Raw genomic sequence first — 25,806 nt, 5'->3', positions numbered from 1 at the left:
GGAGGTGTAAGAATGGCAGAAAAAAATAAGGAAATAAGTTTGTCAAGAAGGAAGTTTTTGGCCGGGGCAGGTGCTCTGGCAGCCGGCGTAGTTACAGCCGGCAGCGTTTTCGGGGTTAACCCGGTGGAAGCATTATCAGCTGAAAAAGTAAACGTGGTAGTTAACGGCAAGAAAATTGCCGGTGCCAATATCTCCAAAGGCGTTACCGTTGCCCCTGTCAGAGAAGTTGTAGAACCCATGGGTGCAAAACTTGACTGGGACAATGCCACCAGGACTGTAACAATTACGGGTAAAGTAGGGGAAGTAGTAACCGCTCCCGCTGAACAGCCTTCCTTCCCCTGGCCTTATGTTAAATTGGATCCGGAAGCAGCCTATAAGGACGGATATGACTTCTATTTTAGCAAAGGCGGCTGCATGCCAAGCGCTGCTTTGGCAATTATCAAACAATTACGCGAAAAAGTTGGCTATCCCTACACTTTACTGCCCGATGAAATGTTTAAATACGGCTCTGGCGGAGCAGGCGGCTGGGGTACCCTCTGCGGCGCATTAAACGGGGCTTTGCTTGTCATGAACTTGGTAGATCCAAAATATGCGGATATTTTAGAAGAATTAATGGGATGGTATACTACTTTCCCATTCCCCAGCAGCAAGCATGAAGCTTACGCCAAATTCAAAGGACAAATTACTACAGTAGCCAATTCGCCTCTCTGCCACGCTTCAGTTTCCAAGTGGTGTGTAGCAGCGGGAGCTAAAGTCAATTCCCCTGAAAAATATGACCGTTGTGCAAAGCTTTCCGGCGATGTAGCAGCCAAAGCTATTGAGCTCTTGAATGCCAAACTGATTGATAAGAACTTTACAAAGTCATACACAGTTCCTGCCGAGTTTGCCGCTTGCATGGGCTGCCACCAAGGTAAAGACAGCATGCTGGACAACGAGCAAGGCAAGATGAACTGCGTCAACTGCCATGACGATGCAGGTTATAAGGAAATTCCTCACAAAAAGTAAAGTATAATTAAGGTTGCTTATTAATTGCATTAAAATACATAAAAATATAATGGCTAATCACGTGATTTATGGTGCAAACCCATGGAACTACTCTGTGGGTTTTTTTTATATTTCCATCACAGACCCCGCTTAAAATTAAGCGGGGTTGATATTTACTACAATACGGGAAACACTACAAAGATTCCAACTGTCCAAAGAGCATGAGAAATAATACAGGGGACAATGCTCTTTTCTTTCCAATAGATGTAACCCCAGAAAATTCCCGCTACCAGGGCCGCCATGGTAAGCATAAAGTTACCTGAAGAAATGTGCACTGCAGCATAGATTGCAGCACCAATCAGCCATCCTGCCGGTTCCCCAAAATGTTCCATAGCCCAGCGCTGCAGAAAACCTCGCCAAAAAATCTCCTCTCCCGGGCTGGTGATAAAAAATAAAACCAACGCCACAATCAGAGCTTCGCCTTGGGTACGGATATCATAAATGGAGGAAACTTGCGGCCTGGCGAACTCGAACATCAGTTGGGAAAGCGCATTGCCCAGCCAGAATATGCCATAGAGAATTAAGGCTGAGCATATTCCTATAACAACTGCTCTTAAGTTTATTTCGCTTTTTTGAAAGGGGATCCTCCCGAAAGCAATTGCCAGGAGACTTAAAGTAGTAGCAGCAATGCTCATGGAAAGCCAGAAATTAAGCAGTTTTACTGCAAAAGTTAAATACCAAAAAACCGCCGCCAGCAGGATGGTAAAGATTGCTGAAGTGCTCTTTATTTTATGTCTGGTCATTACTGTGTGGTCAAACCTCCTAAAGCGCTAGATTGATAAGCATTCCTGCCACAAAAAGCAAGCCAAATTTGAAGTGAAATTGGGCAGCCCCTGCTTCCAGCACATTTAACTTTTCCAAATTACCTTGGGCAGCTTCCCTGGTATTCATTATAATTTGCCAAACTTGGGGCAAAAGGAGCAGTGGCAGCATGGCCATTAAGGGAAGCACTTTGTAGATTATTAAAAGCAATAATGCCACGTAAGCTCCAATATTTAGAGCATAGTAAACAGGTATGCTGAGCTCCCTTCCCAAAATTAAAGCCAATGTTTTTATACCCGCCTTGTGATCGTGCTCCAAATCCCGAAGATCATTAGCATGCAAGATACCCGAAACAAGAAAGCCAACGGGCAGTGAAATCCAAACAGCCAGCCAGCTGTGGATGCCGGTTTGTACAAAATAAGCCCCCCAAACCATCATAGGACCCATGAGGAAAAAGACCAAAATAGTTCCCAAACCTTTATATTTATAGGAAATACCTGCCGTATAACCATACCCGCCTATAATTCCTAAAATGCCTACGAGCAGCAAAGGCCAGCCACGCAAGTAAACCAAATACATGCCAATTAAAAAGACAAATACAAAAAAGGCGATGCCCACCCGTTTCATCTGCTCAGGTTCAATGATATGCAGAACCAGCTGAGGTGAAGTTTTATTTGATTCTACAGTATCAACCCCCGACATATAGTCACCGTATGTATTGATCAAATTGGTGCCGGCCTGCATGGCTATTCCCCCGATTAAAGCTAAGAAAAACAGCCAGGGATGGAAATATCCCTCGTTCCAGGCTAACGCAGTCCCTAAAGCAACAGGAACGGCTGCTGCTGTAAATGACCAAGGTCTTAGCGCCAAAAACCATGTTTTAAGCACATCGTCAACCCCCTTTGACATATTGACTTAAAAACATTTCGCTTTTGGATCATGAAATACCTTCTTTATTTTGAAGGTTATTGTAACTAAGCAAATATGTTCCCATAATAGTACAACAGTAGGTGCAGTATTGAATAAGGAAGTCCCTACGGAATGATCGCTAAAAAACCCCTGACTATTAGCCAGGGGTAACCAGTAGGTTATTTTGTTATGGCAGTCTAATATGCACTTTTAATGAAGTTTAAACAACCAGTCAGGTAACCGTCTCTCCCCTGACTCATTTTTTACCCATAATCACTTCTACTGCATACTCTTTACCGTCATCCACCAGGGGAACATAAACTTCAGGAACCTCCTTACCGTTAACAATAACCTTTACCACACCTTTATTGACCCTCTTGGGATTTCGGACGCGAATCCGGTATAATGTTTTTGGCAGCTTGTAACGAACCTCAAACCCAGGCCAGTCTTTAGGAATACATGGGTCGAAAAAGAGGTTTGCGCCAAGTTTTTTTATTCCCAGGAGATGCTCAATCCCTACCCGGTACATCCATCCTGCAGCGCCTGTGTACCAGGTCCACCCTCCGCGACCGGCGTTAGGGTGCACCGCATAAACGTCAGCAGCAAGTACATAAGGTTCCACTTTATAGCGCATCACTCCCATCGGAGTGCGCCCATGGTTTACTGGGTTAATTAAATGGAACAGTTCCCAGGCTTTATCTCCCATTCCCAGCTTGGCAAAGGCCAAAACTGTCCACACGGCCGCATGGGTATACTGGCCCCCGTTTTCCCTGACTCCCGGAACATAGCCTTTGATGTAGCCGGGCTGAAGCTGCCCGTCGCCGAAGGGGGGAGTGAGCAGTTTAATGATCCCGGCCTCCCGGTCAACCAGGTAATTTTCCACAGCCTGCATGGCTTCTTCCGCCCGGCTGGGTCTGCCGACCTCTGAAATGACAGCCCATGACTGGGCAATGGAGTCAATTTTACATTCACTGTTGGCTGCTGAGCCTAAGGGTGTGCCATCATCAAAATATGCCCTCCGGTACCAGCTGCCATCCCAGGCATTTTTCTCGATAGCTACGGCGAGCTCGGCGGCAATTCGGGAATATCGTTCCGCCCTTTGCTGCTCATTACGGGCTGCGCAGATGGGAATAAACTTTGTTAGGACCGTATAGAGAAACCAGCCCAACCAGACGCTTTCCCCTTTTCCTTTATTCCCTACGGTATTCATGCCGTCGTTCCAGTCGCCTGAGCCCATCAGGGGCAGTCCGTGAGCACCGAATTTTAAAGCATTCTCAATAGCCCTGAGGCAGTGGCTGTAAATAGTATCTTTTTCTTGCGAAATCCTGGGTATATTATACCTTTCATCTTCATCTACAGGTAAAGGCTCATCTTCCAAAAAAGTAACCGCTTCATCCAAAATAGTCCAGTCGCCGGTACACTGCACATAGTCAGCTGTTACGTAAGGCAGCCATAGAAAATCATCGGAATACCTGGTCCGGATACCTTTATTAACACCCGGGTGCCACCAGTGCTGAACATCTCCCTCAACAAACTGGTGGGCCGCGTGGAGCAAAATTTGTTTTCTGGTCAGCTCCGGCCAGGTGTAGGCTACTGCCATTACATCCTGCAGCTGGTCTCTAAAGCCGTAGGCTCCCCCCGACTGGTAAAAAGCAGCCCTGGACCATAACCGGCAGGAAATGACCTGATACTGAAGCCAGCTGTTTAAGAGGATGTCCATGGACGGATCAGGTGTTGCTACCTGGATAACTTCCAGCTTATCAGCCCAGAAGGCCTGCAATTTGGCCAATTCCTCCCGGGCCGCGGTCACGCTGCTGTATTTACCTGTAATGGACAATACTTCAGCTAAATCCTTGCCCTGGCCCAGGAGAAAGACAACCTCTCTCGTTTCTTCCGGTTTTAAGGACAGCTTCACCTGCATAGCCCCGCAGGGCATGAGCCCTGCTCCCACCGTACCGGAAAGTCCTTCTCTTTCCAGGGCGGCCGGTCGCTCCAAATCCCCGTTCACCCCAATGAATTCATCTTCATCGCCGGTAAAAGTCCTGGGGATTTCCGATGTGTCAACAAAAGCAATTCTACCCGGGAAATCAGAGTTATAGGGGTTTTTAAGCAAAAGAATCCCTTTTTCACCGTAACTTTGGGTAATGATATGCTGGGCATTCACCTGCTCGTTGACCCCAAGTACAGGACGCAGATAATAGGTTACCGAAATTTTCCTTGGGACCCGGGACTCATTTTTTAACCTTACAAGATAAATTTTTACCGGGTCTTCCAGGGATACAAACTCCGTTAACTGTTGCTCAATACCATGGCTTGTATGCCAAAAGGAGGTATACCCTTTTCCATGCCGGATGACATAATCCTCCTTTTCCCGGATGGGCATTGGAGTTATGCTCCAGTAATCCCCCGACTGTTCGTCTCTGAGGTATAAAACTTCCCCCGGCAAATCTGTTACAGGGTCGTTATACCAGGGGGTCAGCTTGTTTTCCCGGCTGTTTTCCGCCCAGGTATAACCTGCTCCAGACTCAGTGATAGTAAAGCCAAACCCTGGGTTGGCAATCACGTTAATCCAGGGAGCCGGAGTGTGCTGCCCTTCCCTTAAATAAATAATGTATTCTTTTCCGTCTTGGCTGAAGCCCCCGGTTCCGTTATAAAAAAGCAGCTGAGAAAAATTGATTTTTGGGGTTGCGACAAGCTGAAATTCTTGGCCTGCTTCCCCTCTATTCACGGTAACTTTAATCAACCGTGGCACACTTGTTTTTGGTTTTTTCCACAGCAACTGTTCGTGGACAGGTCCGGCATCACCCTGCAATACCAATCTGGCTGCAGCATAAAGCAGAGCTTTTTCCTCCTCTGCCATTAAATTAGCGTTCAGCAAATAAACCCCGCCCGTCCTGTTCAGCATATCCCGGGCATGGCTGGCAAAAACAGCTTCCCTGATGCTGTCCTGCAACGGCTGGACATAGCCGCTTTCGTCCTCGGCCAGGAAAACCAAGTCAACTTTCAAACCTCTCATCCGCCAAAACTCATGGGCTTTGAGGAGTTTAAAGACCAGCTCCATTTGTTCTTTGTCATTAACATGGGCCAGCACTATGGGAATGTCACCGGAAATTCCATAGGGCCACAAACCGGGTTGTCCTTTGTTATTCCTGGAGATAATCTCCTCATACCTGCGCCTGACCGGCCCGGGAAAAATAATGGAAGAAACCATATTCAGGTATAGTTCCATTTCTTCGGATTTAATGTCCAAGAAACTCGCTTCAATCCTGCTGCGGTTCCAGGCAAATTCAAAGGCCCGCTCAATTGCTTTTATGTCTCGGTACTTATCAGCTAAAGCAAAAGCACTTTGCCTGCTGTCGGTTACGGCCAGGGTATAAGCAATTGTTGCTGAGTGACCGGCGGGGAGCTTCACCCTTCTTCTTAAACTCATTACAGGGTCAAGGACGGCCCCCGCGGAATTGGACAATGGCTGATCAACATCTAAGGCCTGTGGGTTAGCCAAAGTCCGGTTTCTGCCGATAAACTTGGCCCGGTCTGTTTCGTATTGCAGGTCCCCGATTACTTCTCCTAGAGCAGCAACTGTATGCATAGCCCATACCGGCTTTTGGCCTGGGCTTCTAGGCCGCCTTACGGCTAGCAGACAGCCATATTCAGGAACAAATTCCGTTGTTACAAAGAGGTTGCTAAAAGCCGGGTGGGCCAAATCTGCATCAGGATGGGTCAATACAACTTCTAAGAAGCTGGTTACTTCCAAAACCCTGGAATGCCGGCTGTTGTTGGTTAGAGTTATTTTTCTGACCTCAGCGTTGTCTTCCGGCGAAACTACAATTTGAGTATGGGTCTCGATACTGCCGTCTTTTCTGATAAATTCGGCCTTATCCGGCGAAAAAACCACTCTGTATCCTTGAGGTTCCAACTTATAGGGTTCAAAAGTGGCAGACCAGACATTGTTGGAGTTGATGTTTTGAATGTAGATAAAAAATCCAAAACTTTGACCTCTCAAGGTTTCCCGCCACCTGGCAACCGCTATGTCATGATTTTTGCTGTAACCTGTCCCCCCTTCAGTAACCATTACCGAATAGCTTCCATTGGAAAGAAGATGAACATTGGGTAATTCGCCATGAGGAACTCCATATTTTCTGATGACTTCCGGGACATCCTGAACTTTTCTCTTCAGGGGTTGATATTCTTCCTGATGTTCTTTGACGATCCCGACGTTATAGGGCATCCTTTCCTGCAGCAGGACCTCCGCTGACCTGATCTGGGGGCTTGCGTGGAAACGCTTTTGCATAATGTTATCATTAAAGTAGTTAGTTAACGATAACATGATCATGCCTTGATGATGGACCATAAAGTTTTTAATTATTAAACCTTGTCCATTAAAAGCTGCTCTGGCCGGTGTATAGTCTATAGATTCATAAAAGCCGTACTCCCCATCTAAGCCTGAGGATTTTAAACTGGCAATATTATTAACGGCTCCTTTAGGATCAATAGTCAAAGCAAGTACTGTGGCATAAGGGGCTACCACCAGCTCATTGCCCAGTCCCCTTTTAAAGCCAAGCTCAGGCACACCAAAAGCCTTATATTGGTAATTTAAGTCCATATCAAAGGCATAGTAAGCCGATTCGGATATTCCCCAGGGAATTTTCCGCTTTTGGCCGTATTTTTTTTGCGCTTTCACTACAAAGGAATAAGTGGCATCCAGCAGGGAATGTTCAAAATTCCTCATCACCAAAAGGGGCATAAAATATTCGAACATGGTACCTGCCCAGGAAACCAACCCTTTTGAACCGTCTACCTTGGTAAGCTTTCTCCCCAGCCTGAACCAATGTTTCTTGTCAATTTCCCCCCGGGCAATTGCTATGAAACTAGCCAACCTGGCTTCCGAGGCCAGCAAGTCATAATAAGACCTGGTTAACATGCCTTCTTCCACGTTATATCCGATGGAGAAAAGCTGCCTTTTAGGGTCGTACAGGGGAATAAATCTAGTATTTTCGATTAATATCCGGATCCTTTGCAATAAATTCCGGCCTTGCTCATAGAGCCCTTCGCTTGAAACTGTTGCTTCTTTTTTAAAAGAATCGACCATGGACAAAATTTTTCTTCCCCACGGGGAAGTTTGTATCCTTGCCTTTTTTTCCTCCAGGGACAACTCAGCCAGTATGTTGTCTAATATTTCCATAAAACTTTTAGCATCATACTTTCCTTCGGCCAGATATTTCTCCAGCACTAGGGAATTTATACCCCGCTCGCCCGTTTCAAGTTCCTCATTAAAAATCCTGACAGTGTCCAGTAAACCTTGAACCATACTCAGGTCAGCCGGGGGCTCGTGCAGATATCTCTCTAACCCTTTTTCCAAAGTCATCAGGTAGCCCACAAAATTGCCGCTGTCCACAGTAGATACATACCTGGGCCTTAAAACTTGAAGGCTTAACGTATCATACCAGTTATACAGATGCCCTTCCCACTTCTCCATTTTTTCCACGGTAGACAGGGTAGCATCAATCCTTTCAACCATTTGGGCGGTGCCAAGATAGCCAAAATCCCGGGCCGCCAAGGTGGATACCAACAATAACCCGATATTGGTGGGGGATGTGCGGTGAGCTGCCCCATTGGGCGGGTCCACCTGATAATTATCCGGCGGCAGGTAATTTTCTTCAGCAGTTACCAAATCTTCAAAATAGGCCCAGGTTTTTCTGGCCAGCCTTCTCAGTTCAAATATTTCCTGCTCGCTTAAATGCTCTACCTTTTGAACATAATCCTGGCTAATTTTAAAGGCCACCAGAGGCGCAGCTGCCCAGAACACGGAGACTAAAACCGCCGCAGCAATTCCCAAGCCTGAATCTTTCCCAAGCAGCGCCAACATTAAAACCAATATCCCCAATAAGGGAGAAGCCATCATTTTTTTATAAAAAGTACGCAAGTCGTTTTTCAGTAAAGCCTCTAGATCAGCTGCCGGAATCCATTCCAGTAAATTCTTTCTGGTAACAAAGACCCGGCCCAATGTCCTAACGATAGCATCAGCCATTAAATATGCCTGATAAGCTATAAACAGAAACTGGAGGCTTGCCTGGTAAAGGCTGGATTTAAACCCTGTAATAACAGTTTGGCCCTTTGTTCCCTCCAACAGATGGTAATTTTTAGAAAGAACCCCCCCTGCTAAATATGTTAGCGTTGGAAATGCAACTACCAGAGCGGCTAACCCCAGCCAAACCATACTGCTGCCGGGTAGCTTTGCAAAGCCCAGGGCAATTAAAAGAAACAGACTCGGGTTTAACATACTTCTTCTTAAATTATCAAGGATCTTCCACTTTGAAAGAGCAGAGAGAGGGTTCTTTCTCCACTGCCCCTGTCTGTCTTTCACCCTGGTCAAGAGCCAAGGAATAAGCTGCCAATCTCCTCTAACCCAGCGGTGCAGCCGCATGGAAAATGAATTATAGCGGGCGGGATAACCGTCGATTAATTCAATATCAGTAACAAGCCCTGCCCGGAGATAACTTCCTTCCAAAAGGTCATGGCTTAGCACACTGTTTTCAGGTATGGATTCTTTCAGTAAACTTTGAAAAGTATCCAGTTCATAAATGCCTTTTCCTGTAAAAATACCTTCATTAAATAGATCCTGGTAGACATCGGATACAGCTGTGGTATAGGGGTCAATACCTCCCTGTCCCGCAAAAATTCTGGAAAAAAGGGTCTTGTTAGCGCTTTCAATACTCACCCCTATCCGTGGTTGAAGTATGCCATGGCCTTTAACGACGATTCCTTTTTTCAGATCGATTACAGGCCTGTTCAAAGGGTGGGCCATAGTTCCAATGAGCCTTTTGGCAGCGCCCATGGGTAGATTTGTATCAGCATCAAGAGTTATTATGTACTTAACAGCAGGTATCTGGGACATTTCACAGCTAAGTATGGTGTAACCAGTATCCCGGGAACCCCTGAGCAAATCATTTATTTCAATGATAGCCCCTCTTTTCCGCTCCCAACCCATCCACTGCTTCTGCGCAGCATTATAACGCCGTTCTCTGTGAAAATAGTAGAAAATCGGCTTGGCTTCAGCATAACGCCGGTTTAAATCGTTAATACCCTTTAACGCTGTATCAACAATTTGGAGGTCGTCAGCCAGCTCCCTGGAATTCGCATCCTTATAATCACCCACTAAGGCAAAATAGAGATTGTTCTCTTTATTGGCCAGGTAATAAATTTCCAATTTCTCCAACAGTTCTTTTACTCTGTTTGCATTAGGCAAGAGGGTTGGAACAATTACCATAGTGCTGTTTTCTTCGGAAATACCCTCTTTTAACTCTAACTTAGGCAGTACTGTCGGCACATAGATATGGCTCAAGGCAAAATTAACTGTGTTTATGGCCAGATCACTCACAGGGATTAAAAGCACAAGCCCAATGCCTAATAACCAAAAGGGGGATATAATTCCCTGCTTGGCTGCATACCCCAGAAAAAATGAAATTATAATTAGGGTTAGCACCGCTATAGAACCAAAATAGACAATATAAGGATACCTTTTGAAAAAACCAAAGGCTTTTTTAATCCTCGCAGGTTTAACACCAATCCGTTTCTCCAGCGCCTTTCTTCCGGAGTCTATCAGATAATAACCTACATGGCGTACCGGATCCCGTTCATTTTTTGCTAAGGCCTCCTGGGCACAGTCTAAAGCCAACTTAGCAACATCGATTTCCGAAGTATTATAAAACCAGGAGATCTTTTCTACAGCATGACGGTAATGGTCCCTGGATTCAAAATCCATCTGACTGTAAAAGCCTGATGGATCCCGCCTGAGAATTTCTTCCACATGACTTAGCGACTCAAAAATTTCGTTCCAGTCAATAGCTGCAAGCATCCGCAGACTAGTTATAGAATTTCCTATGGAAACCTGCCTGGCTGCTTGCGTCTGATGCTCCAGCTGAATTAACTCCTCTAAAGAAGCTTCCTTGTCTCTCCGTTTCTGTTCAATATAGCCAATCAGGGCTGCGGTCTTTTTTCCTTGCTTTCTAAGCTTTTGTACCAGAAATACAAGAAAACTGGTGCTGATAACGGCTTTATTTTCAATTTGTTCATTGATTATTTTTTGAACCTCGTGTTCACCTTTTTCGGCAGCGGCGATGATGAGGACAGCCAAGTGCTCAGCATCCTGCCTATGCTTATAATCCACAGCAAGCTGATGGCAAATGTGGCTGATTCTTTCAATCAAAGCTATTCTAAGCATGGCTGACAGTACCCATAATTCACCCATAGTGAGCTGCTGCTGCGATTGATAAGCTCTGATAAAATTGACCAAAGTTTTTTCGTCAATGCTGCCGTCGGTATGGGTAACCAATTCCAGAGCGAGATCATATACCCTGGGGTAATTTTTCAGCCGGTTATCTTTAAGCTTTGGCAGTTGAAAACAGTACCTTTTGAAAAAATTTTGTTTTACGTTTTTAACCTGTTCTTCTATGATATAAAAATTATCCAGCAGCCACTCGGCTGTAGGAGATAAGGGAATTTCTCCGCCTGTCTCCCTGTTGATAATCTTATAGACTTCTAAAATATTTTTATAACTACTGCCCAGCCGGTTCACTAACCATTTTGGAAACCTTGTCTTTCCTTCCATTACATGACTTTTAGCTATTTCCAACGCGTGTTTTTCGATGTCTTCAGGGCCAAGGAGACTAGTATTCATTAGCATCAATCACCGTCAAGTAAGTTTTTCACTTGACTTATTATGTCCCTTACTGCATTTCTATAAACATTTATCTACCTCAACTGAACGTATGCCACAGCATCTGCTGGGGATCATGGCCACGGTAAAGTCTAATTGAATCCCATTAAATCATAAAGTAAAAAAATATACAGCCTTCGTAAAACTGGATAGGCCGTATCTCTAGCATACTACTATATTTGATGTAATAGTATTTTGCAAAATTGATGCAAAACTTTTTTAAAATCGCAAAACTATTTTCAACCTACACAAAAACACAACTACACATCCAGGTTGCGGACTTCTTTGGCATGCATTTCGATAAATTCCCTTCTGGGCTCGACTTTGTCTCCCATTAAAACCGTGAAAATTTCATCGGCTTCCATTGCATCTTCCAAGGAAACTTGCAAGAGAGTCCTGGTTTCGGGATTCATGGTGGTTTCCCAGAGCTGGTCCGGATTCATTTCGCCCAGACCCTTATATCTTTGGATGCTGTAATTATCCCTGCCTAACTTATCCAGCAGTTTATCCAACTCCTCATCATTATAAACATAATGTTCTTCTTTTCCCTTTTTTACCTTATAAAGCGGAGGTTGAGCAATATAGACATAACCGTGCTCAATTAAGGGTTTCATATAGCGGTAAAAGAAAGTCAAGAGCAAAGTCCTAATATGGGAACCATCCACATCGGCATCAGTCATAATAATGGTCTTATGGTACCTGGCTTTTTCAATGTTAAAATCCTCAGCCACGCTGGTACCTAAAGCGGTGATCATAGCCCTGATTTCTTCGTTGTTTAAAATTTTATCCAAACGGGCCTTTTCTACATTAAGAATTTTACCCCTGAGAGGCAGTATAGCCTGAAAGCGTCGATCCCGCCCTTGTTTAGCTGATCCTCCGGCCGAATCTCCCTCTACCAGGTATAGTTCGCTCATAGCAGGGTCTTTAACAGAGCAATCAGCCAGCTTTCCTGGCAAATTAGAAATTTCTAAAGCATTTTTGCGGCGGGTTAATTCCCTTGCTTTCCTGGCAGCCTCCCTGGCACGGGCAGCACTAATGGACTTCTCAATAAACTTTTTGGCCACGGAAGGGTTCTCTTCCAAATAAGTTGACATTCCCTCCCCTAGGACCGAGTCCACAATCCCCCTGACTTCACTGTTGCCCAATTTTGTTTTTGTCTGTCCTTCAAATTGGGGTTCCCTTACTTTTACACTGATTACGGCCGTCAGGCCTTCCCTGATATCCTCGCCTGTCATGTTAGGATCGTTATCTTTTAACAGGTTGTGTTTGCGCGCATAGTCGTTAATAACGCGGGTCAAAGCAGTTTTGAAACCTACTTCATGGGTTCCGCCTTCGGTGGTATGGATATTATTGGCATAGGAAAAAATATTCTCTACGTAACCGTCATGGTATTGTAAAGCAATCTCCACTTCAATGCCGTCCTTTTCTTCATGCAGGTAAATAGGACGGTTATGCAGCACATCCTTGTTTTTGTTTAAATGTTTCACAAAATCCACTATGCCGCCGTCATGCAAGAATACTTCCTGTTTATCAGTTCGCTCATCTTTTAAGGTAATTTTCACGCCTTTATTTAAAAAAGACAGTTCCCGCAATCTATGGGCCAAAACGTCAAAATCATAGATCAGATCTTCAAAAATTAAACCGTCAGGCTTAAAAGTAACTTGCGTACCGGTACCCTTTGCCTTGCCAATAACTTTTAACTGAGTTACCGGTTTTCCCCGTTCATAACGCTGGGAATAAATCTCACCGTTCCGCTTGACTTTAACTTCCAGCCACTCGGAAAGAGCGTTAACTACGGACATGCCAACGCCATGCAGTCCTCCTGAAACCTTATAACCGTTACCCCCAAATTTTCCGCCGGCATGTAAAATAGTTAAAGCCACCTCTACCGCCGGTTTTCCAATCTTGGGGTGGATATCTACAGGTATACCCCTGCCGTTATCAGTTACAGTGATGCTGTTATCTTCATGAATTACAATTTCGATTTTATCACAGTAACCGGCTAAAGCTTCATCTATGCTATTATCTACAATCTCATAAACTAAGTGATGCAATCCCCTGGAGCTTGTACTTCCAATGTACATTCCGGGTCTTTTACGCACAGCTTCCAGACCTTCCAATACCTGAATTTGGCTGGCATCATATATTGCGTCCACCTGCTGCGAAATTTGCTCTGTCAACTGTCTACCCCCTTTACTATTTATTCCAATATTTTATTATAGCACATATGTTCCAAAGAACGAAAGCATTTGATGGTTCCGCCATGCAGTTGGGGCTCTTGATTCAAACAGCGGGAGCAACAGAACATAAACGCTACAGTTATTTTCAAGATAGAATAGAGGAATCAAAAGAGTGGCAATCTAAAAGAATGCATTAAAAAAGTGAGAAAATTAACCCGGATATAAAGATTTATCCAAACCCCTGCGCCACAAAGTATGGGTAGAAATACTTGAGTAATAAACAGCTTTAGTGGTAACAATGCCTGACTTAGCAACTGCCGGCTCACAGCCCTTGATATTTTTATCTAACCTGGCCAACTCTAAAAAATCTTTAGTAGCGGTTGACAACTCAAGATTTTCTAAATTAATTATCATTATTATATCTTTCAATGGAATTAAAACATCCCCACCAATATGCAGATACATCTTTAACCTCATTTCTAATGAGCTTTTATCTTTTTCAAGTTTCCTTTAACCACTTGGTAGATATCAGCCTTGTTTAAGAGGGCCTGACTCAAATAATTTGTTTCTGTACAGGTAATAAAAGTTTGCACTTTGTCGCTGACTGTAGCCAGGAGCTGTTCCCTACGGTTTTTATCAAGCTCAGACAAGACATCATCTAAAAGCAGCACGGGATATTCACCCGTTTCGGCAAACATGAATTCCAGCTCAGCCAACTTGAGACTTAGAGCTGCAGTTCTTTGCTGTCCTTGCGAGCCATAAACTCTTGCATTTATGCCGTTTATCTTTAAATCAAAATCGTCCCGATGGGGCCCCAGTGTAGTATAGCCCTTAAAAATATCTTCTTCCAACGCTTGCCCTAAACGGGATAAATAGTAAACTGCAAAATCCTCCGGGTTTTTTTCTATGAATGCCGACTGTAGCAAAGAAGTACTATAGCTGATTTCCAGCTCTTCCAAACCGCCGGTCATTTTGCGATGGGCCAGTCGCGCCAGGGGTTTGAGTTTACGCAGCATTTCCAGCCTTTTCATGATGAGCCATGCACCGGTTTTAGCCAGCTGCTGGTCCCAGATGGTTAGATCCTCAGGTTCAGCTTTTTTAAGTTTAATAGCTTTTAAAAGATTGTTACGCTGCAACAGAATCTTACGGTATTGCTGCAGGTTATAATAATATTTTGGGCTGACTTGGCTTATTTCATTATCAAGATATTTCCTTCGTAGTGAGGGATTCCCCTTAACAAGGAATAAATCATCGGGCGAAAAAAAAACCACGTTAAACAGCCCTATTATATCTGCAATCTTTTGTACCTTGGCACCGTTTACTTCAACCTGCTTTTTCCCGGTAAGCCAGCTGAATTTCAGCTGGTACATGGAATTTTTGTTGACAGTTTCTCCTTGAATTTGAAAATAATCAGTTCCCCATTGCACTAAATCTTGGTCACTGGGATATCTGTTGGAACTGCCGCCGGACAAATAGTAAATGGCATCAAGCAAATTGCTTTTGCCTTGGGCATTATCACCGATCAAGAGGTTTAATAACTCACCGGCTTGATATGTAAGGCTTGTATAATTTGTAAAATTTTTTAAAAACAGGGATTTTAATTGCATAAGATTGCCCCTAGAGCGTACGACTTACCTTGTACCGGCCCTTATTTTTAACTTCCACTACATCCCCGTCTTGCAAACGTCGGCCTCTTCTTGTTTCCAGGCTTCCGTTAACTTTCACCTGCCCGGAGGTAATAAGCTGTTTTGCTTCCCCGCCTGTGCTTACTAACTCTGCCCATTTTAAAAATTGATCCAGTTTTATATCAATAGTATTGATAAGTATTTCTTCAATATTATCAGACAAAGTTTTATACCCCTTCCTATAAACCTAGTAACCAATGCACACCAGGGTTTATAAGCGGCGCCGTACGCGGCGCCAGCCATTTTAAATCTAGACTCAATAAGCTCAACTCAAACACTTAATCAGGTTAAGCGGATAGGTAAAACTAAAAACAAAGTATTATTGCTGTCGGCAGGCCTTATAATTCCAGGGCTCAAAGATCCTGTCAGATCCAAGAAAATCTCTTCTTGATCAATGACTCTTAATACATCAATTAAATACCTGGCATTGAAGGCTATTTCTGCTTCTTCTCCTTCAAGGTAAACCTGAATTTCTTCGTGTATATTGCCTATTTCAGCTGATTTGGAAGTGATAGTAAGATTATTTCCTTGGATGTCCAATTTAATAACATTTGATCTGGTTTTTAAGTCATCCTTTGATAAAAGTGCAGCTCTTTCCAGCGAGTCACAAAAACCCTTGCTCAAAATCCGCACCCTCGAAGAATATTCCTGGGGTATTACTTGTTGATAATTGGGAAACTGTCCTTCGATGAGCCGGGAAACTAACATAATGGAATCTGCTTTAAACATAACTTGATTGTTGGCTACTCTCACTTCAAGCAAATTATCTTCTGGCCTAAAAATCCTGCTAAGCTCATTCAAGGAACGGCTGGGAATAATCACTGCAAAATTATGCTCTGGATTAGCCGGTCCTGTCAATTTAAGCTGACGGTAAGCCAAACGATGGGTATCTGTTGCCACTAAATTAATGGTGTTGCCTGCCTCCACTTCCATTAGTATGCCTGTAAAAATAGGCCTGGTTGGATCCGTAGATGCAGCTATGGAAACGTGCTTAATAGCATTTACTAACAGATCACAATTAATTTTGAAAGTATGCTGTCCGGTAATTTCAGGCAGCAAGGGAAATTCCCGGGCATCAAAGGTGTTTAATTGCACTTGGGAAGAACCATAAGTAATTGTTACTAAATTTGAGTTTTCATCAGTTTCCACAGTAATAACCAGATCAGGCAACCTTTTTACTATTTCCACAAAATATTTTGCAGGCAAAACAGTTGCGCCTTCTTCAATTACTTGCACCGGAATGGTGCATTCAATGCCAATTTCTAAATCTGTAGCCCTCAGGCGCAGTATATCGTTTTCTGCAGCTAAATAAATACCACTTAAAATTGGTAATGTACTTTTACTGGAGATTGCCCGTTGCACTGTTTGTAATCCTGCCAGCAGTTCATCCTGATTTACTAAGATTTTCATTATTGTCCTCCTACAAATTTTGTTTGTGAGGTCATGTCGTAAATGATTATTTACATCTATATTTAGCTAGTAGATGTAGTAATAAGCGCTGTGTAAATGTGTATAAGTCAACGTCATCTGGCTAATTGAAAGGATTTATGTTGTGTATATAGCTGTGGATTAAACCGCAAATTTATGCACATAATTTTAGCAAGCTAAATTTAAATACTTCTCTAGTTGGGTGATTTAATTGCTTCAGTAATCTGGTCGATAATTTGCTGCAAGTTTCCATCGGCCCTTAAATCAGAGGATATTTTATCCCAGGCATGAAGAACCGTGGTGTGATCCCTGCCCCCAAATTCCTCCCCAATCCTGGGTAAAGATAAGTCGGTTAGCTCCCTGGCTAAGTACATGGCAATTTGCCTGGGAAAAGCAACGCTTCTGGTTCTTTTCTTTGCTTTAAATTCCTCAACCCTCAAGTTAAAGTGCTTAGCTACTTTTTCTTGAATTCTGGAGATGGTGATTTCCGGAGGTTTAGCGGTCGGCACCAGATCTTTTAAAGCTTCTTCAACTATTTCAGCGGTAATGGTCCTTTTGCTGATTGAAGCGTACGCAGCTACTCGGATTAGAGCACCTTCCAGTTCCCTGATATTGGATTGGATCTTATTGGCTATAGTCATCATTGCTTCATCAGGCATTTCCAAACCTTCCAGACTGGCTTTTTTACGCAAAATTGCTATTCTCGTTTCCAGGTCAGGGGGTTGTATATCGGTGATTAACCCCCATTCAAAGCGCGACCGCAAACGGTCTTCCAAAGTGGGAATCTCTTTTGGGGGCCTGTCGCTGGAAATTACAATTTGTTTGTTGGCTTCATGCAGGGCATTAAATGTATGGAAAAATTCTTCCTGGGTCCTCTCTTTTTTTGCCAGGAACTGAATGTCGTCAATTAGCAGAACGTCTATGTTACGGTATTTATTTCTGAACTCAACAGTTTTGCCGTCTTGAATGGAATTTATCAGTTCATTGGTAAACTTTTCAGAAGAAACATAGAGGACTCTTGCTTTTTTATTGTGTTCTATTACGTAATGGCCTATGGCGTGCATCAGATGAGTTTTGCCTAAACCAACTCCGCCATAGATAAATAAAGGATTGTAGGTTTTGGCAGGTGTTTCTGCTACTGCCAGCGAGGCTGCATGAGCGAACCGGTTGCTGTTTCCAATGACAAAAGTATCAAAAGTATACTTACTGTTTAAGTGGGGCGTTTCTTCAGAACCGGTTGTCTGAATATGCGGAACCGCATGCGGTTTGTTTTCCGTTCGCTTGCTGTATAACATATATTCTTTGGTTGAAGGCAGAACAAAGCTTAAGTTTACATCCTGATCTATGATTAATTGAATTGTATTCTTGATCATATTATAATAACGGGTTTCCAGCCAATCCTTTGCAAACTCGTTAGGAACGCCGATTAGCATGGTCAGGCCATCGAAGTTAAGGAGCCTGGTTGATTTTAACCAGGTTTCAAAACTTGGCCGGCTCAACTCATTTTCCAGGATATCCAGAGTGCGGCTCCAAATCTCATCTAATTCTGCAGACAACATGAAAAACTTACCCCCTATGGTTTTAAAGACTAGTTATCCACAAGCCGAAAGCGGAAAACTTGTGGATAGACATTAAAGTACTACGACAAAAAGAAAGTTATCACCAATCTATGCACAACTAACTTTAAATTGGGATAACGCTTTTTTGATGTGCACTTACCTTATAAAAAAATGAAAAATTGTAGAAAAGCTTTAGAAAAAAACAAAGAAACTTGGCTAACGCCAAGTCTTGGCGCGGGAGTAGAAAAATCATTAGCCTCTCTATTAGGCCTAAACTCACCTGAGCTTATGTATGTTTATTTGGAAAGTAAAAAAAGTAATTAAGTAATTAGTAAAATTTGCATTTCTTATCATAACAGAAATTATCCACAACATCAATAATCTTTTCCCCAAAAATAAGGTTATAAACAGTTCAAATAACCCACAGCTGTGGATAACTGTTACATTAATTCTTTGCGACAAACCGGCGGGCTAACGCCGTCGTTAGTCGCAAGTATACCTACGGTTAAGTCATTAGTCCTTAGTATAATAGTCACCAGTCATCAGTTACCAGTAATTCCGCTTAAAACTGGGGACTAGGGACTGAGGACTGGGGACTCAGCCAAAGACCGTCGCTAAGGACTAAAACTCGTGACTAATGACTCGTCGTAAGCCGCTGTCAAAGACTAAGGATATGGTCACTAGGTTCGATGCTAAAGGGCTAGAAATTGCTTGGTTTTTCTTGACAGTAGTAATTAAAATGGCTATAATTTTGATGTGTGTTTCGTAAATTGGAAATTGCTGTTAGGTTGATTGGGGGGAAAGAGCATGAAAAGGACTTACCAACCTAAAAACAGAAAACATAAAAAAGTACATGGTTTTCTAAGCAGAACAAGTACCCCTGGTGGTAGAAACGTTCTGAGGAGAAGACGTCAAAAAGGAAGAAAAAGACTTACCGCATAAGGCCGCTCAAGTGGCCTTTTTGCATTATGTCGGCGGTTAGAGTTAGCTAATTTTGTCTATACTATTTTTTTATGGAAGATAAAGACGGGGGTATTTTTTTGTTAAGCAAGCCTTACCGTTTGAAACATCAAAAAGACTTTAAAATTACTTATAATAAAGGTAAATCAGTAGCCGGGCAATATGTGGTCTTGTACTATCTCGAAAATGGCTTAGAAGTCAATAAGTTTGGTTTTTCTATTTCCAAAAAGATAGGCAAAGCAGTAGTAAGAAACAGAATAAGAAGAATTTTAAGAGAATGCTGCCGTTTGCACAAAGATAAACTGCTCCCCGGTTATAATTTAATTTTTATAGCTCGCCCAAAAATTAGAGGAATTAAGTACCGGTTGGTCGAAAATGAAATACTGCAGTTATTTTCTAAAGCACAACTCTTACGCGAAGATGTGTAGAAAAATTTTTTAGTTTAGCAGGATGTTTAAAATAATGGTGGTAAATATACTAATTTATATATTAAAAAGCTACCAAAAAATTATATCTCCTTTACTGCCTGGAAGCTGCCGTTATTATCCCAGTTGTTCACAATATACTATAGAGGTTTTACAAAAATATGGTTTGTATAAGGGATTAGTAAAGGCAATTTGGAGAATACTCCGGTGTAATCCTTTTTCAGCAGGAGGATATGATCCTTCCTAAATTTATAATAAATAGACGAGATGCCTTATTTTACAGGCAGCCAAGGAGATAATCCATAAAGAGAAAGAGAAAGAGGAGGTGAAACCTGCTTTAATTCATAAAGCAGGGCAGTATTGTCATTTTTAGTTGATTTTCTTTCCCATTCTATTCAGTTTTTTTACAATTTAACGGCGAATTTAGGTTTGCCTAATTACGGCTTGGCCATCATACTTTTTACCGTTGCCATTAAATTGATCCTTTTTCCCTTAACTGCAGCCCAAGTTAAATCCATGCGTAAAATGCAGGAGCTACAGCCTAAAATCAAAGAAATACAACAAAAATACAAAGATAATCCTCAAAAATCCCAACAGGCAATGATGGAATTATATCAGAAGCACGGGGCAAATCCTTTTTCTGGATGTCTTCCTTTGTTGGTGCAAATGCCGATTTTATTTGCGTTGTTCAGCGCTTTGCGTAATTTCTTTGATCCTAAATTGCATCCGGCTTACGTCAATCTCGAGCACTCCAGCTTTTTCTGGATTTCTAATTTAGGACTTCCCGATCCTTACATACTGCCTATTCTTGCAGCAGTTTTTACATATTTGCAGCAAAAGTTAAGCAGCCCCGGCAATATGGACCAAACTCAAAAAACGATGTTGTACATTATGCCTTTTTTCATGGGCTGGATAAGCAGAAGTTTTCCTGCCGGCTTAGCGCTCTACTGGGTGGTTTATAGTATTATTAGCGGATTAGAACAGTTTATCCTGAGGAAACAGCCCATTATGGCTAAGGAGGAAGCGGCTGAGAGATGAAAAGCATTGAAATCACTGCTAAAACTGTTGAAGATGCAATCGACACAGCCTTAAAAGAGCTGAAAGTACAAAGAGAAGATGTAGAAGTAGAGGTACTTGAAGAGCCAAGCAAGGGACTATTTGGGATTTTGGGTTCCAGGATGGCCAAAGTAAAGGTTTCCATTAAAGAAACGCCAGGGCAGCTGGCAGCTGAATTTTTAAACAATGTTTTGCAGAAGATGGGAATGAAAGTTACTATAGATAGCAAACAACATAACGATTACTTATATTTGACTATCAGCGGCTCAAATCTAGGAATCTTAATCGGTCGCCGGGGAGAGACACTTGATTCCTTGCAGTATTTGACTAATCTGGTTGCCAACCGCCAAAGTAAAAACAGGGTTCATGTAGTTTTGGACATTGAAAATTACCGCCGCAGAAGAGAGCAGACTTTGGTTAAACTAGCCCAACGTTTATCGGACAGGGTAAAAAGGACTGGTAACAGTATTACTTTGGAACCAATGAACCCCCATGAAAGAAGAATCATTCATACAGCGCTGCAAAACGACACTGCAGTTCATACCTTTAGCCAGGGTGAGGAACCGTTTCGGAAGGTGACTATTGCTTTAAAGAATAAAGCCAAGTAGCTATTAGCTGTCAGCCCTTAGCTTTTATTTTTATAAAAACTTGCAAAGTTTAAAACCTGGTAAATATGTTTATTACCAGGTTTTAACTTGTAGACAAAGCAAGCATGTATTATTTCGCTCTGGACAAGCTCCTACGCCGTTGCCGGCAGCACAGCTGCCGACGGCTGTGGAAACCAGTCCCGCTCCATAATACATGCTTGCTGTTAATAGTTTGTCGACGGTCTGAAACCTGGTAAATATGTTTATTACCAGGTTTTTTTGTGCTATCTTAATTAAAAGATGAGTTTTAGTAAAGAATGGCAAACGGTGGAATACTATAGTTTAAATTTATGCTACAAGCAAATGGCTGCAAGCTAACAGCTGACGGCTGTCAGCGAGCGTGGGGTGAAAATATGGAAGATACCATTGCTGCTATTGCCACACCTCCAGGAGAGGGAGGAATAGGTATAATCCGCATTAGCGGAAGCGATGCTGTTAGGATTATTGAACAGATCTTTGCTCCAAAGAATAAAAAGCTGTGGGAGCAAAAAACTTCGCATCGTCTTTATCTTGGTCATATTGTTGACAAAAACAAAAATCAGCCAATCGATGAAGTTTTAGTCAGCATCATGAAGTCCCCAAAGAGTTTTACCGGGGAAGATGTGGTGGAGATCAACTGCCACGGAGGTTATTTACCTCTTACATTAATACTGGAGCTGGTTTTAGCCAGCGGCGCCCGTTTGGCCGGCCCTGGTGAATTCAGCAAACGTGCTTTTTTAAACGGCAGGCTGGATTTGGCCCAGGCAGAAGCTATTATTGATGTTATCAGGGCCACAAGTCAATCCGGCTTAACAGCGGCGGTTAATCAATTACAGGGAGGTCTTTCCAAACAAGTTGAAAAGCTACGCGCTGATCTTTTACGAATTTTAGCTTACCTTGAGGCTTCCATCGATTTTCCTGAAGATGAAATTGAAGCTTTAAGCGCTCGAGAAATTACTGAGGTATTGACTTTGGTTTTACATGAAACGCACCGCATGCTGGAAGGTTTTAACGCAGGAAAAATTTATCGCGAAGGCTTGAAAACAGTAATTGTAGGAAAACCTAATGTGGGCAAATCAAGCTTACTAAACGCCTTGGTCAGGGAGAACCGGGCTATAGTGACGGAGATACCGGGGACCACACGGGATGTCATCGAGGAAATAATAAGTTTCGGGGGAATAGCATTAAAAATTGTTGATACGGCCGGCATCAGGGAAACGGAAGACCTGGTGGAAAAAATTGGCGTAGAAAAAAGCAAAGCGCTGCTGATGGAAGCTGATCTGGTTTTAGTTGTACTGGATGCGGCCCATGGTATTGACGCTGCAGATGAAGAAATACTGCAAATGGTTAAACAATCGGGCAAAAAATACTTGGTTTTGCTAAATAAAATTGATGTGGCAAAAGAAAAGGAAAATAAAGTTTTAGTTGAGCATGATCATATCTTAGAAATCTCGGCTAAAGAAGAAATTGGCTTGGATCAGCTGGAACGTACTATTAAAAATCTGCTGCTGGCAGGCCAAATTGCTCCAAACAGTGAGAAACTCGTTACCAGGTATAGACACTACGAAGCGCTGCAAAGGGCAGAGAGGCATATCAAAGAAACCCTTTCCGCTCTCAAAAGAAATATGCCGGCTGATTTTTTGTCCATTGACCTCAAAGCTGCATGGGAAGCTTTGGGCGAGATTACGGGAAGCACTGTTTCTGAAGATATACTTGACAGGATTTTTGCTGATTTCTGCATTGGCAAGTAGGAGTGGGTTTTAAATGGAGACATATTTTGCAGGGGATTACGAGGTAATAGTTATCGGGGGAGGACATGCGGGCTGTGAAGCCGCTTTAGCTTCAGCTAGGATGGGTTGTAAAACTTTGCTTCTGACCTTAAATATCGATAATATTGCTTTAATGCCTTGTAATCCGGCAATCGGAGGGCCTGCCAAAGGTCACCTGGTAAAAGAAATTGATGCCCTAGGCGGACAAATGGGCATTAATACGGACCATACTTATATACAAATTAGGCTGCTCAACACCGGTAAAGGTCCTGCTGTGCATGCCTTGCGAGCCCAAGCTGATAAAAGGTTGTACCAGCTGGAGATGATTAAGACTCTGGAAAATCAGGAGGACCTTACGTTGAAGCAGGCTATGGTTGAACAAATTCTTATTTCCCGGGACGGTAAAGCGGAAGGAGTGGTGACCAAAACGGGGGCAAGGTTTAATTGCAGAGCCATCGTGCTTACTACCGGCACATACTTGTTAGGGAAAATTATAATCGGCGATGTGTATTACAGTGGCGGACCGAACGGCCAGTTTGCCTCCGAAGGTTTATCCGCGAGTCTGAAAAAAATCGGATTGGAGTTAGGCAGATTTAAGACAGGGACTCCTCCCCGCATTGACCGCAGGACTGTTGATTTTTCCGTTTTAAGCAAGCAACCGGGAGATGAAGGGCCATACTATTTTTCTTACACCAGCCGCGATCTTAAACGGCCTAATATCCCCTGCTGGCTTACTTATACTAATGAAAAAACCCACCAGATAATCAGGGATAATTTGCACCGTGCCCCCTTATACAGTGGGCTGATTGAAGGGGTGGGGCCCAGGTATTGTCCTTCCATCGAGGATAAAGTGGTTAGATTTGCTGAAAAGCTAAGCCATCAGATTTTTCTCGAACCGGAAGGGCTTCATACTACGGAAATGTATGTTCAAGGTTTTTCCACCAGCCTGCCGGAAGATGTACAGATTCAAATGCTCAGGACCATAAAGGGCCTGGAAAGAGTAGAAATGATTCGCGCCGGTTATGCCATTGAATACGATTATATTATACCTACACAACTGGATTTGACATTGGAATGTAAGCACATTCCCGGTCTTTTTACTGCAGGGCAGATCAACGGCACCTCGGGGTACGAGGAAGCAGCAGCCCAGGGTATCATGGCTGGCATTAACGCCGCATTAAAAGTGAAAGAGAAAGATCCCTTTATTTTAAAAAGATCAGATGCCTATATTGGTGTTTTAATCGATGATCTGGTAACCAAAGGTACTAATGAACCTTACCGGATGTTAACTTCAAGGGCAGAATACAGGCTAATTTTGCGTCAGGATAACGCTGATTTGCGTTTGACAGAAAAAGGCTTTGAATTAGGTTTAATCAGTCGGGAACGTTATGCTGCTTTTTTAGCCAAAAAAGAGAGGATAGCAGAGGAAATAGAGCGTTTGGAAAGTACTGTGGCCAGTCCGGCTGATGAAAATTTGGAGAAGTTTCTTTTAGAAGCTGAAAGCACTCCTTTAAAAAGCGGCTTGACTTTGCTGGAATTATTGCGGAGACCTGAAATCAGTTATGAAGATTTGTCTAAGCTGTATCCGCCTGAAGTCCCTTTAAGCAGGGAAGTGGCAGAACAGGTGGAGATTCAGGTTAAATACGAGGGTTATATAAAAAAGCAGCTGCAACAGGTGGAACGCTTTGAAAAACTGGAAAACAGGAAACTTCCGCCGGAACTTGACTACATGCAGATCAGCGGTTTGTCCAGGGAAGCCCAACAAAAGCTTGCTGCAATTAAGCCCCAGTCCATCGGACAGGCTTCAAGAATTTCGGGAGTATCGCCGGCAGATGTTAACGTGCTGTTAATCTACCTAGAGCAGCAGCGCAGACAAGGAGTTATCCAGAGTGAATAAGTACTGGGAAAATTTATTGCAGAGCACTTCCGAGGCTGGTATAGATTTAAATCGGCAGCAGTTACAGCAATTGCACAAGTTTATGGAGCTGTTGCAAACCTGGAATAAGCAGATGAATTTAACTGCTATTACTGATGAAGCCGGTATTATTTATAAACATTTTCTCGATTCATTGCTTTATGCTAAGCTTGCTCAAGCAGATGAAGCTGAAGAAGTGGTGGACTTGGGAACAGGAGCCGGTTTTCCCGGTTTGCCTTTAAAAATCTGGCTTCCTGACTGTAAAGTAGTTTTGGTCGATTCTTTACAAAAACGCCTGAAATTCATCGAAGAAGTAGTACGTGCTTTGTGTCTAAAAAATGTGGAGTTGATACATGGCCGGGCGGAGGATCTGGGGAAAGATGAGCAGCATAGGGAAAAATATGGTCTTGTACTTTCCCGGGCTGTAGCGCCACTACCAGTTTTAGTCGAATACTGCTTACCCTTGGTCAGGGTAAAAGGAAGGTTTGCGGCTGCCAAAGGGCCGGAAGTTGCTCAAGAACTGGCAATGGCGGAAAAAGCGATTGTCATTTTGGGAGGGTTGGTTGAAAAGAGCATCAATTATACCTTGCCTTTTGTCAATGAGCAGCGTACCATGGTAAGCATAACAAAAATTACGGCAACACCTTCCAAATACCCGCGCAAAGCCGGACAACCGGCTAAAAAGCCATTGTGCTAAGAATTTTAAACACCCGGGCTTAAATGCAAAGCTTAGGTGTTTTTAATTTCCAACACCTTTTCAGGCAGGAACTGG

18 protein-coding genes are annotated in these 25,806 nt (G+C 43.0%); 9 read left to right on the top strand and 9 right to left on the bottom strand.

The features are described 5' to 3' along the window. Positions 1 to 12 precede the first annotated feature (12 nt). A complete protein-coding gene (locus tag EYS13_RS13180) occupies positions 13 to 1,005 on the top strand; it encodes a C-GCAxxG-C-C family (seleno)protein (protein ID WP_227763597.1) in 993 nt (330 codons plus the stop codon). A 155-nt stretch (positions 1,006 to 1,160) separates the two neighbouring features. Here the strand turns inward: EYS13_RS13180 and EYS13_RS13175 are convergent, their stop codons facing one another. The 9 genes from EYS13_RS13175 to dnaA form a co-directional block, all read right to left on the bottom strand. Further along, positions 1,161 to 1,787, bottom strand: a complete 627-nt coding sequence (locus EYS13_RS13175) for a CPBP family intramembrane glutamic endopeptidase (protein WP_227763595.1) — start codon at positions 1,785 to 1,787, stop codon at positions 1,161 to 1,163. Positions 1,788 to 1,806: 19 nt separating this feature from the next. After that, the gene (gene menA, locus EYS13_RS13170) at positions 1,807 to 2,694 is read right to left on the bottom strand and encodes a 1,4-dihydroxy-2-naphthoate octaprenyltransferase (RefSeq protein ID WP_227763592.1); all 888 of its coding nucleotides are present in this window, start codon (positions 2,692 to 2,694) and stop codon (positions 1,807 to 1,809) included. Positions 2,695 to 2,971: 277 nt separating this feature from the next. Next, the gene (locus EYS13_RS13165) at positions 2,972 to 11,392 is read right to left on the bottom strand and encodes a glycoside hydrolase family 94 protein (protein ID WP_227763590.1); all 8,421 of its coding nucleotides are present in this window, start codon (positions 11,390 to 11,392) and stop codon (positions 2,972 to 2,974) included. 299 nt (positions 11,393 to 11,691) lie between these two features. Then, positions 11,692 to 13,611: a DNA topoisomerase (ATP-hydrolyzing) subunit B gene (gyrB, locus tag EYS13_RS13160; protein ID WP_227763588.1), complete on the bottom strand. Its 1,920-nt coding sequence runs from the start codon at positions 13,609 to 13,611 to the stop codon at positions 11,692 to 11,694. A gap of 210 nt (positions 13,612 to 13,821) precedes the next feature. Next, positions 13,822 to 14,076 (bottom strand): extracellular matrix regulator RemB, encoded by a 255-nt coding sequence (gene remB / locus EYS13_RS13155; RefSeq protein ID WP_227763587.1) that lies wholly within the window; start codon positions 14,074 to 14,076, stop codon positions 13,822 to 13,824. A 14-nt stretch (positions 14,077 to 14,090) separates the two neighbouring features. Further along, positions 14,091 to 15,218, bottom strand: a complete 1,128-nt coding sequence (gene recF / locus EYS13_RS13150; RefSeq protein ID WP_227763579.1) for a DNA replication/repair protein RecF — start codon at positions 15,216 to 15,218, stop codon at positions 14,091 to 14,093. 10 nt (positions 15,219 to 15,228) lie between these two features. Further along, positions 15,229 to 15,459, bottom strand: a complete 231-nt coding sequence (locus EYS13_RS13145) for an RNA-binding S4 domain-containing protein (RefSeq protein ID WP_277998205.1) — start codon at positions 15,457 to 15,459, stop codon at positions 15,229 to 15,231. Positions 15,460 to 15,578: 119 nt separating this feature from the next. After that, positions 15,579 to 16,706, bottom strand: coding sequence for a DNA polymerase III subunit beta (gene dnaN, locus EYS13_RS13140; protein ID WP_227763577.1), 1,128 nt, complete (start codon positions 16,704 to 16,706; stop codon positions 15,579 to 15,581). 212 nt (positions 16,707 to 16,918) lie between these two features. After that, the gene (dnaA, locus tag EYS13_RS13135) at positions 16,919 to 18,283 is read right to left on the bottom strand and encodes a chromosomal replication initiator protein DnaA (protein WP_227763568.1); all 1,365 of its coding nucleotides are present in this window, start codon (positions 18,281 to 18,283) and stop codon (positions 16,919 to 16,921) included. A gap of 807 nt (positions 18,284 to 19,090) precedes the next feature. Here dnaA and rpmH point away from each other — a divergent pair. The 8 genes from rpmH to rsmG all read left to right on the top strand — a co-directional run bounded on the left by rpmH (position 19,091) and on the right by rsmG (position 25,731). Continuing rightward, positions 19,091 to 19,225, top strand: a complete 135-nt coding sequence (gene rpmH / locus EYS13_RS13130; RefSeq protein ID WP_227763560.1) for a 50S ribosomal protein L34 — start codon at positions 19,091 to 19,093, stop codon at positions 19,223 to 19,225. Between the two features lie 98 nt (positions 19,226 to 19,323). Continuing rightward, positions 19,324 to 19,671, top strand: coding sequence for a ribonuclease P protein component (gene rnpA / locus EYS13_RS13125; RefSeq protein WP_227763551.1), 348 nt, complete (start codon positions 19,324 to 19,326; stop codon positions 19,669 to 19,671). Positions 19,672 to 19,705: 34 nt separating this feature from the next. Beyond that, positions 19,706 to 19,915, top strand: coding sequence for a membrane protein insertion efficiency factor YidD (gene yidD, locus EYS13_RS13120; protein ID WP_265332388.1), 210 nt, complete (start codon positions 19,706 to 19,708; stop codon positions 19,913 to 19,915). 113 nt (positions 19,916 to 20,028) lie between these two features. After that, positions 20,029 to 20,706 (top strand): YidC/Oxa1 family membrane protein insertase, encoded by a 678-nt coding sequence (locus EYS13_RS13115; protein ID WP_227763549.1) that lies wholly within the window; start codon positions 20,029 to 20,031, stop codon positions 20,704 to 20,706. Beyond that, entirely contained in the window at positions 20,703 to 21,332 is a 630-nt protein-coding gene (gene jag / locus EYS13_RS13110) for an RNA-binding cell elongation regulator Jag/EloR (RefSeq protein WP_227763547.1), read from the top strand. Before EYS13_RS13115 ends, jag begins: the two co-directional genes overlap by 4 nt. A 392-nt stretch (positions 21,333 to 21,724) precedes the next feature. Then, a complete protein-coding gene (gene mnmE, locus EYS13_RS13105; protein ID WP_227763545.1) occupies positions 21,725 to 23,101 on the top strand; it encodes a tRNA uridine-5-carboxymethylaminomethyl(34) synthesis GTPase MnmE in 1,377 nt (458 codons plus the stop codon). A 13-nt stretch (positions 23,102 to 23,114) separates the two neighbouring features. Further along, positions 23,115 to 25,016, top strand: a complete 1,902-nt coding sequence (mnmG, locus tag EYS13_RS13100; RefSeq protein WP_227763529.1) for a tRNA uridine-5-carboxymethylaminomethyl(34) synthesis enzyme MnmG — start codon at positions 23,115 to 23,117, stop codon at positions 25,014 to 25,016. Then, positions 25,009 to 25,731, top strand: coding sequence for a 16S rRNA (guanine(527)-N(7))-methyltransferase RsmG (gene rsmG, locus EYS13_RS13095; protein ID WP_227763527.1), 723 nt, complete (start codon positions 25,009 to 25,011; stop codon positions 25,729 to 25,731). The genes mnmG and rsmG overlap by 8 nt, the downstream gene beginning before the upstream one ends. Positions 25,732 to 25,806 lie beyond the last annotated feature (75 nt).

Source organism: Zhaonella formicivorans (assembly GCF_004353525.1).
Taxonomy (GTDB): Bacteria; Bacillota; DUOV01; order DUOV01; family Zhaonellaceae; genus Zhaonella; species Zhaonella formicivorans.
Note: the sequence above shows the minus strand (reverse complement) of the source record. Positions and strands in the feature narration are given on the sequence as shown.

Excerpts from the sequence above, each read along its gene's own strand:
- EYS13_RS13180 (WP_227763597.1), top strand. The coding sequence starts at position 13 with ATGGCAGAAAAAAATAAGGAAATAAGTTTGTCAAGAAGGAAGTTTTTG.
- EYS13_RS13175 (WP_227763595.1), bottom strand. The coding sequence starts at position 1,787 with ATGACCAGACATAAAATAAAGAGCACTTCAGCAATCTTTACCATCCTG.
- EYS13_RS13165 (WP_227763590.1), bottom strand. The coding sequence starts at position 11,392 with ATGAATACTAGTCTCCTTGGCCCTGAAGACATCGAAAAACACGCGTTG.
- remB (WP_227763587.1), bottom strand. The coding sequence starts at position 14,076 with ATGTATCTGCATATTGGTGGGGATGTTTTAATTCCATTGAAAGATATA.
- recF (WP_227763579.1), bottom strand. The coding sequence starts at position 15,218 with ATGCAATTAAAATCCCTGTTTTTAAAAAATTTTACAAATTATACAAGC.
- dnaN (WP_227763577.1), bottom strand. The coding sequence starts at position 16,706 with ATGAAAATCTTAGTAAATCAGGATGAACTGCTGGCAGGATTACAAACA.
- dnaA (WP_227763568.1), bottom strand. The coding sequence starts at position 18,283 with ATGTTGTCTGCAGAATTAGATGAGATTTGGAGCCGCACTCTGGATATC.
- rpmH (WP_227763560.1), top strand. The coding sequence starts at position 19,091 with ATGAAAAGGACTTACCAACCTAAAAACAGAAAACATAAAAAAGTACAT.
- yidD (WP_265332388.1), top strand. The coding sequence starts at position 19,706 with ATGGTGGTAAATATACTAATTTATATATTAAAAAGCTACCAAAAAATT.
- jag (WP_227763547.1), top strand. The coding sequence starts at position 20,703 with ATGAAAAGCATTGAAATCACTGCTAAAACTGTTGAAGATGCAATCGAC.
- mnmE (WP_227763545.1), top strand. The coding sequence starts at position 21,725 with ATGGAAGATACCATTGCTGCTATTGCCACACCTCCAGGAGAGGGAGGA.
- mnmG (WP_227763529.1), top strand. The coding sequence starts at position 23,115 with ATGGAGACATATTTTGCAGGGGATTACGAGGTAATAGTTATCGGGGGA.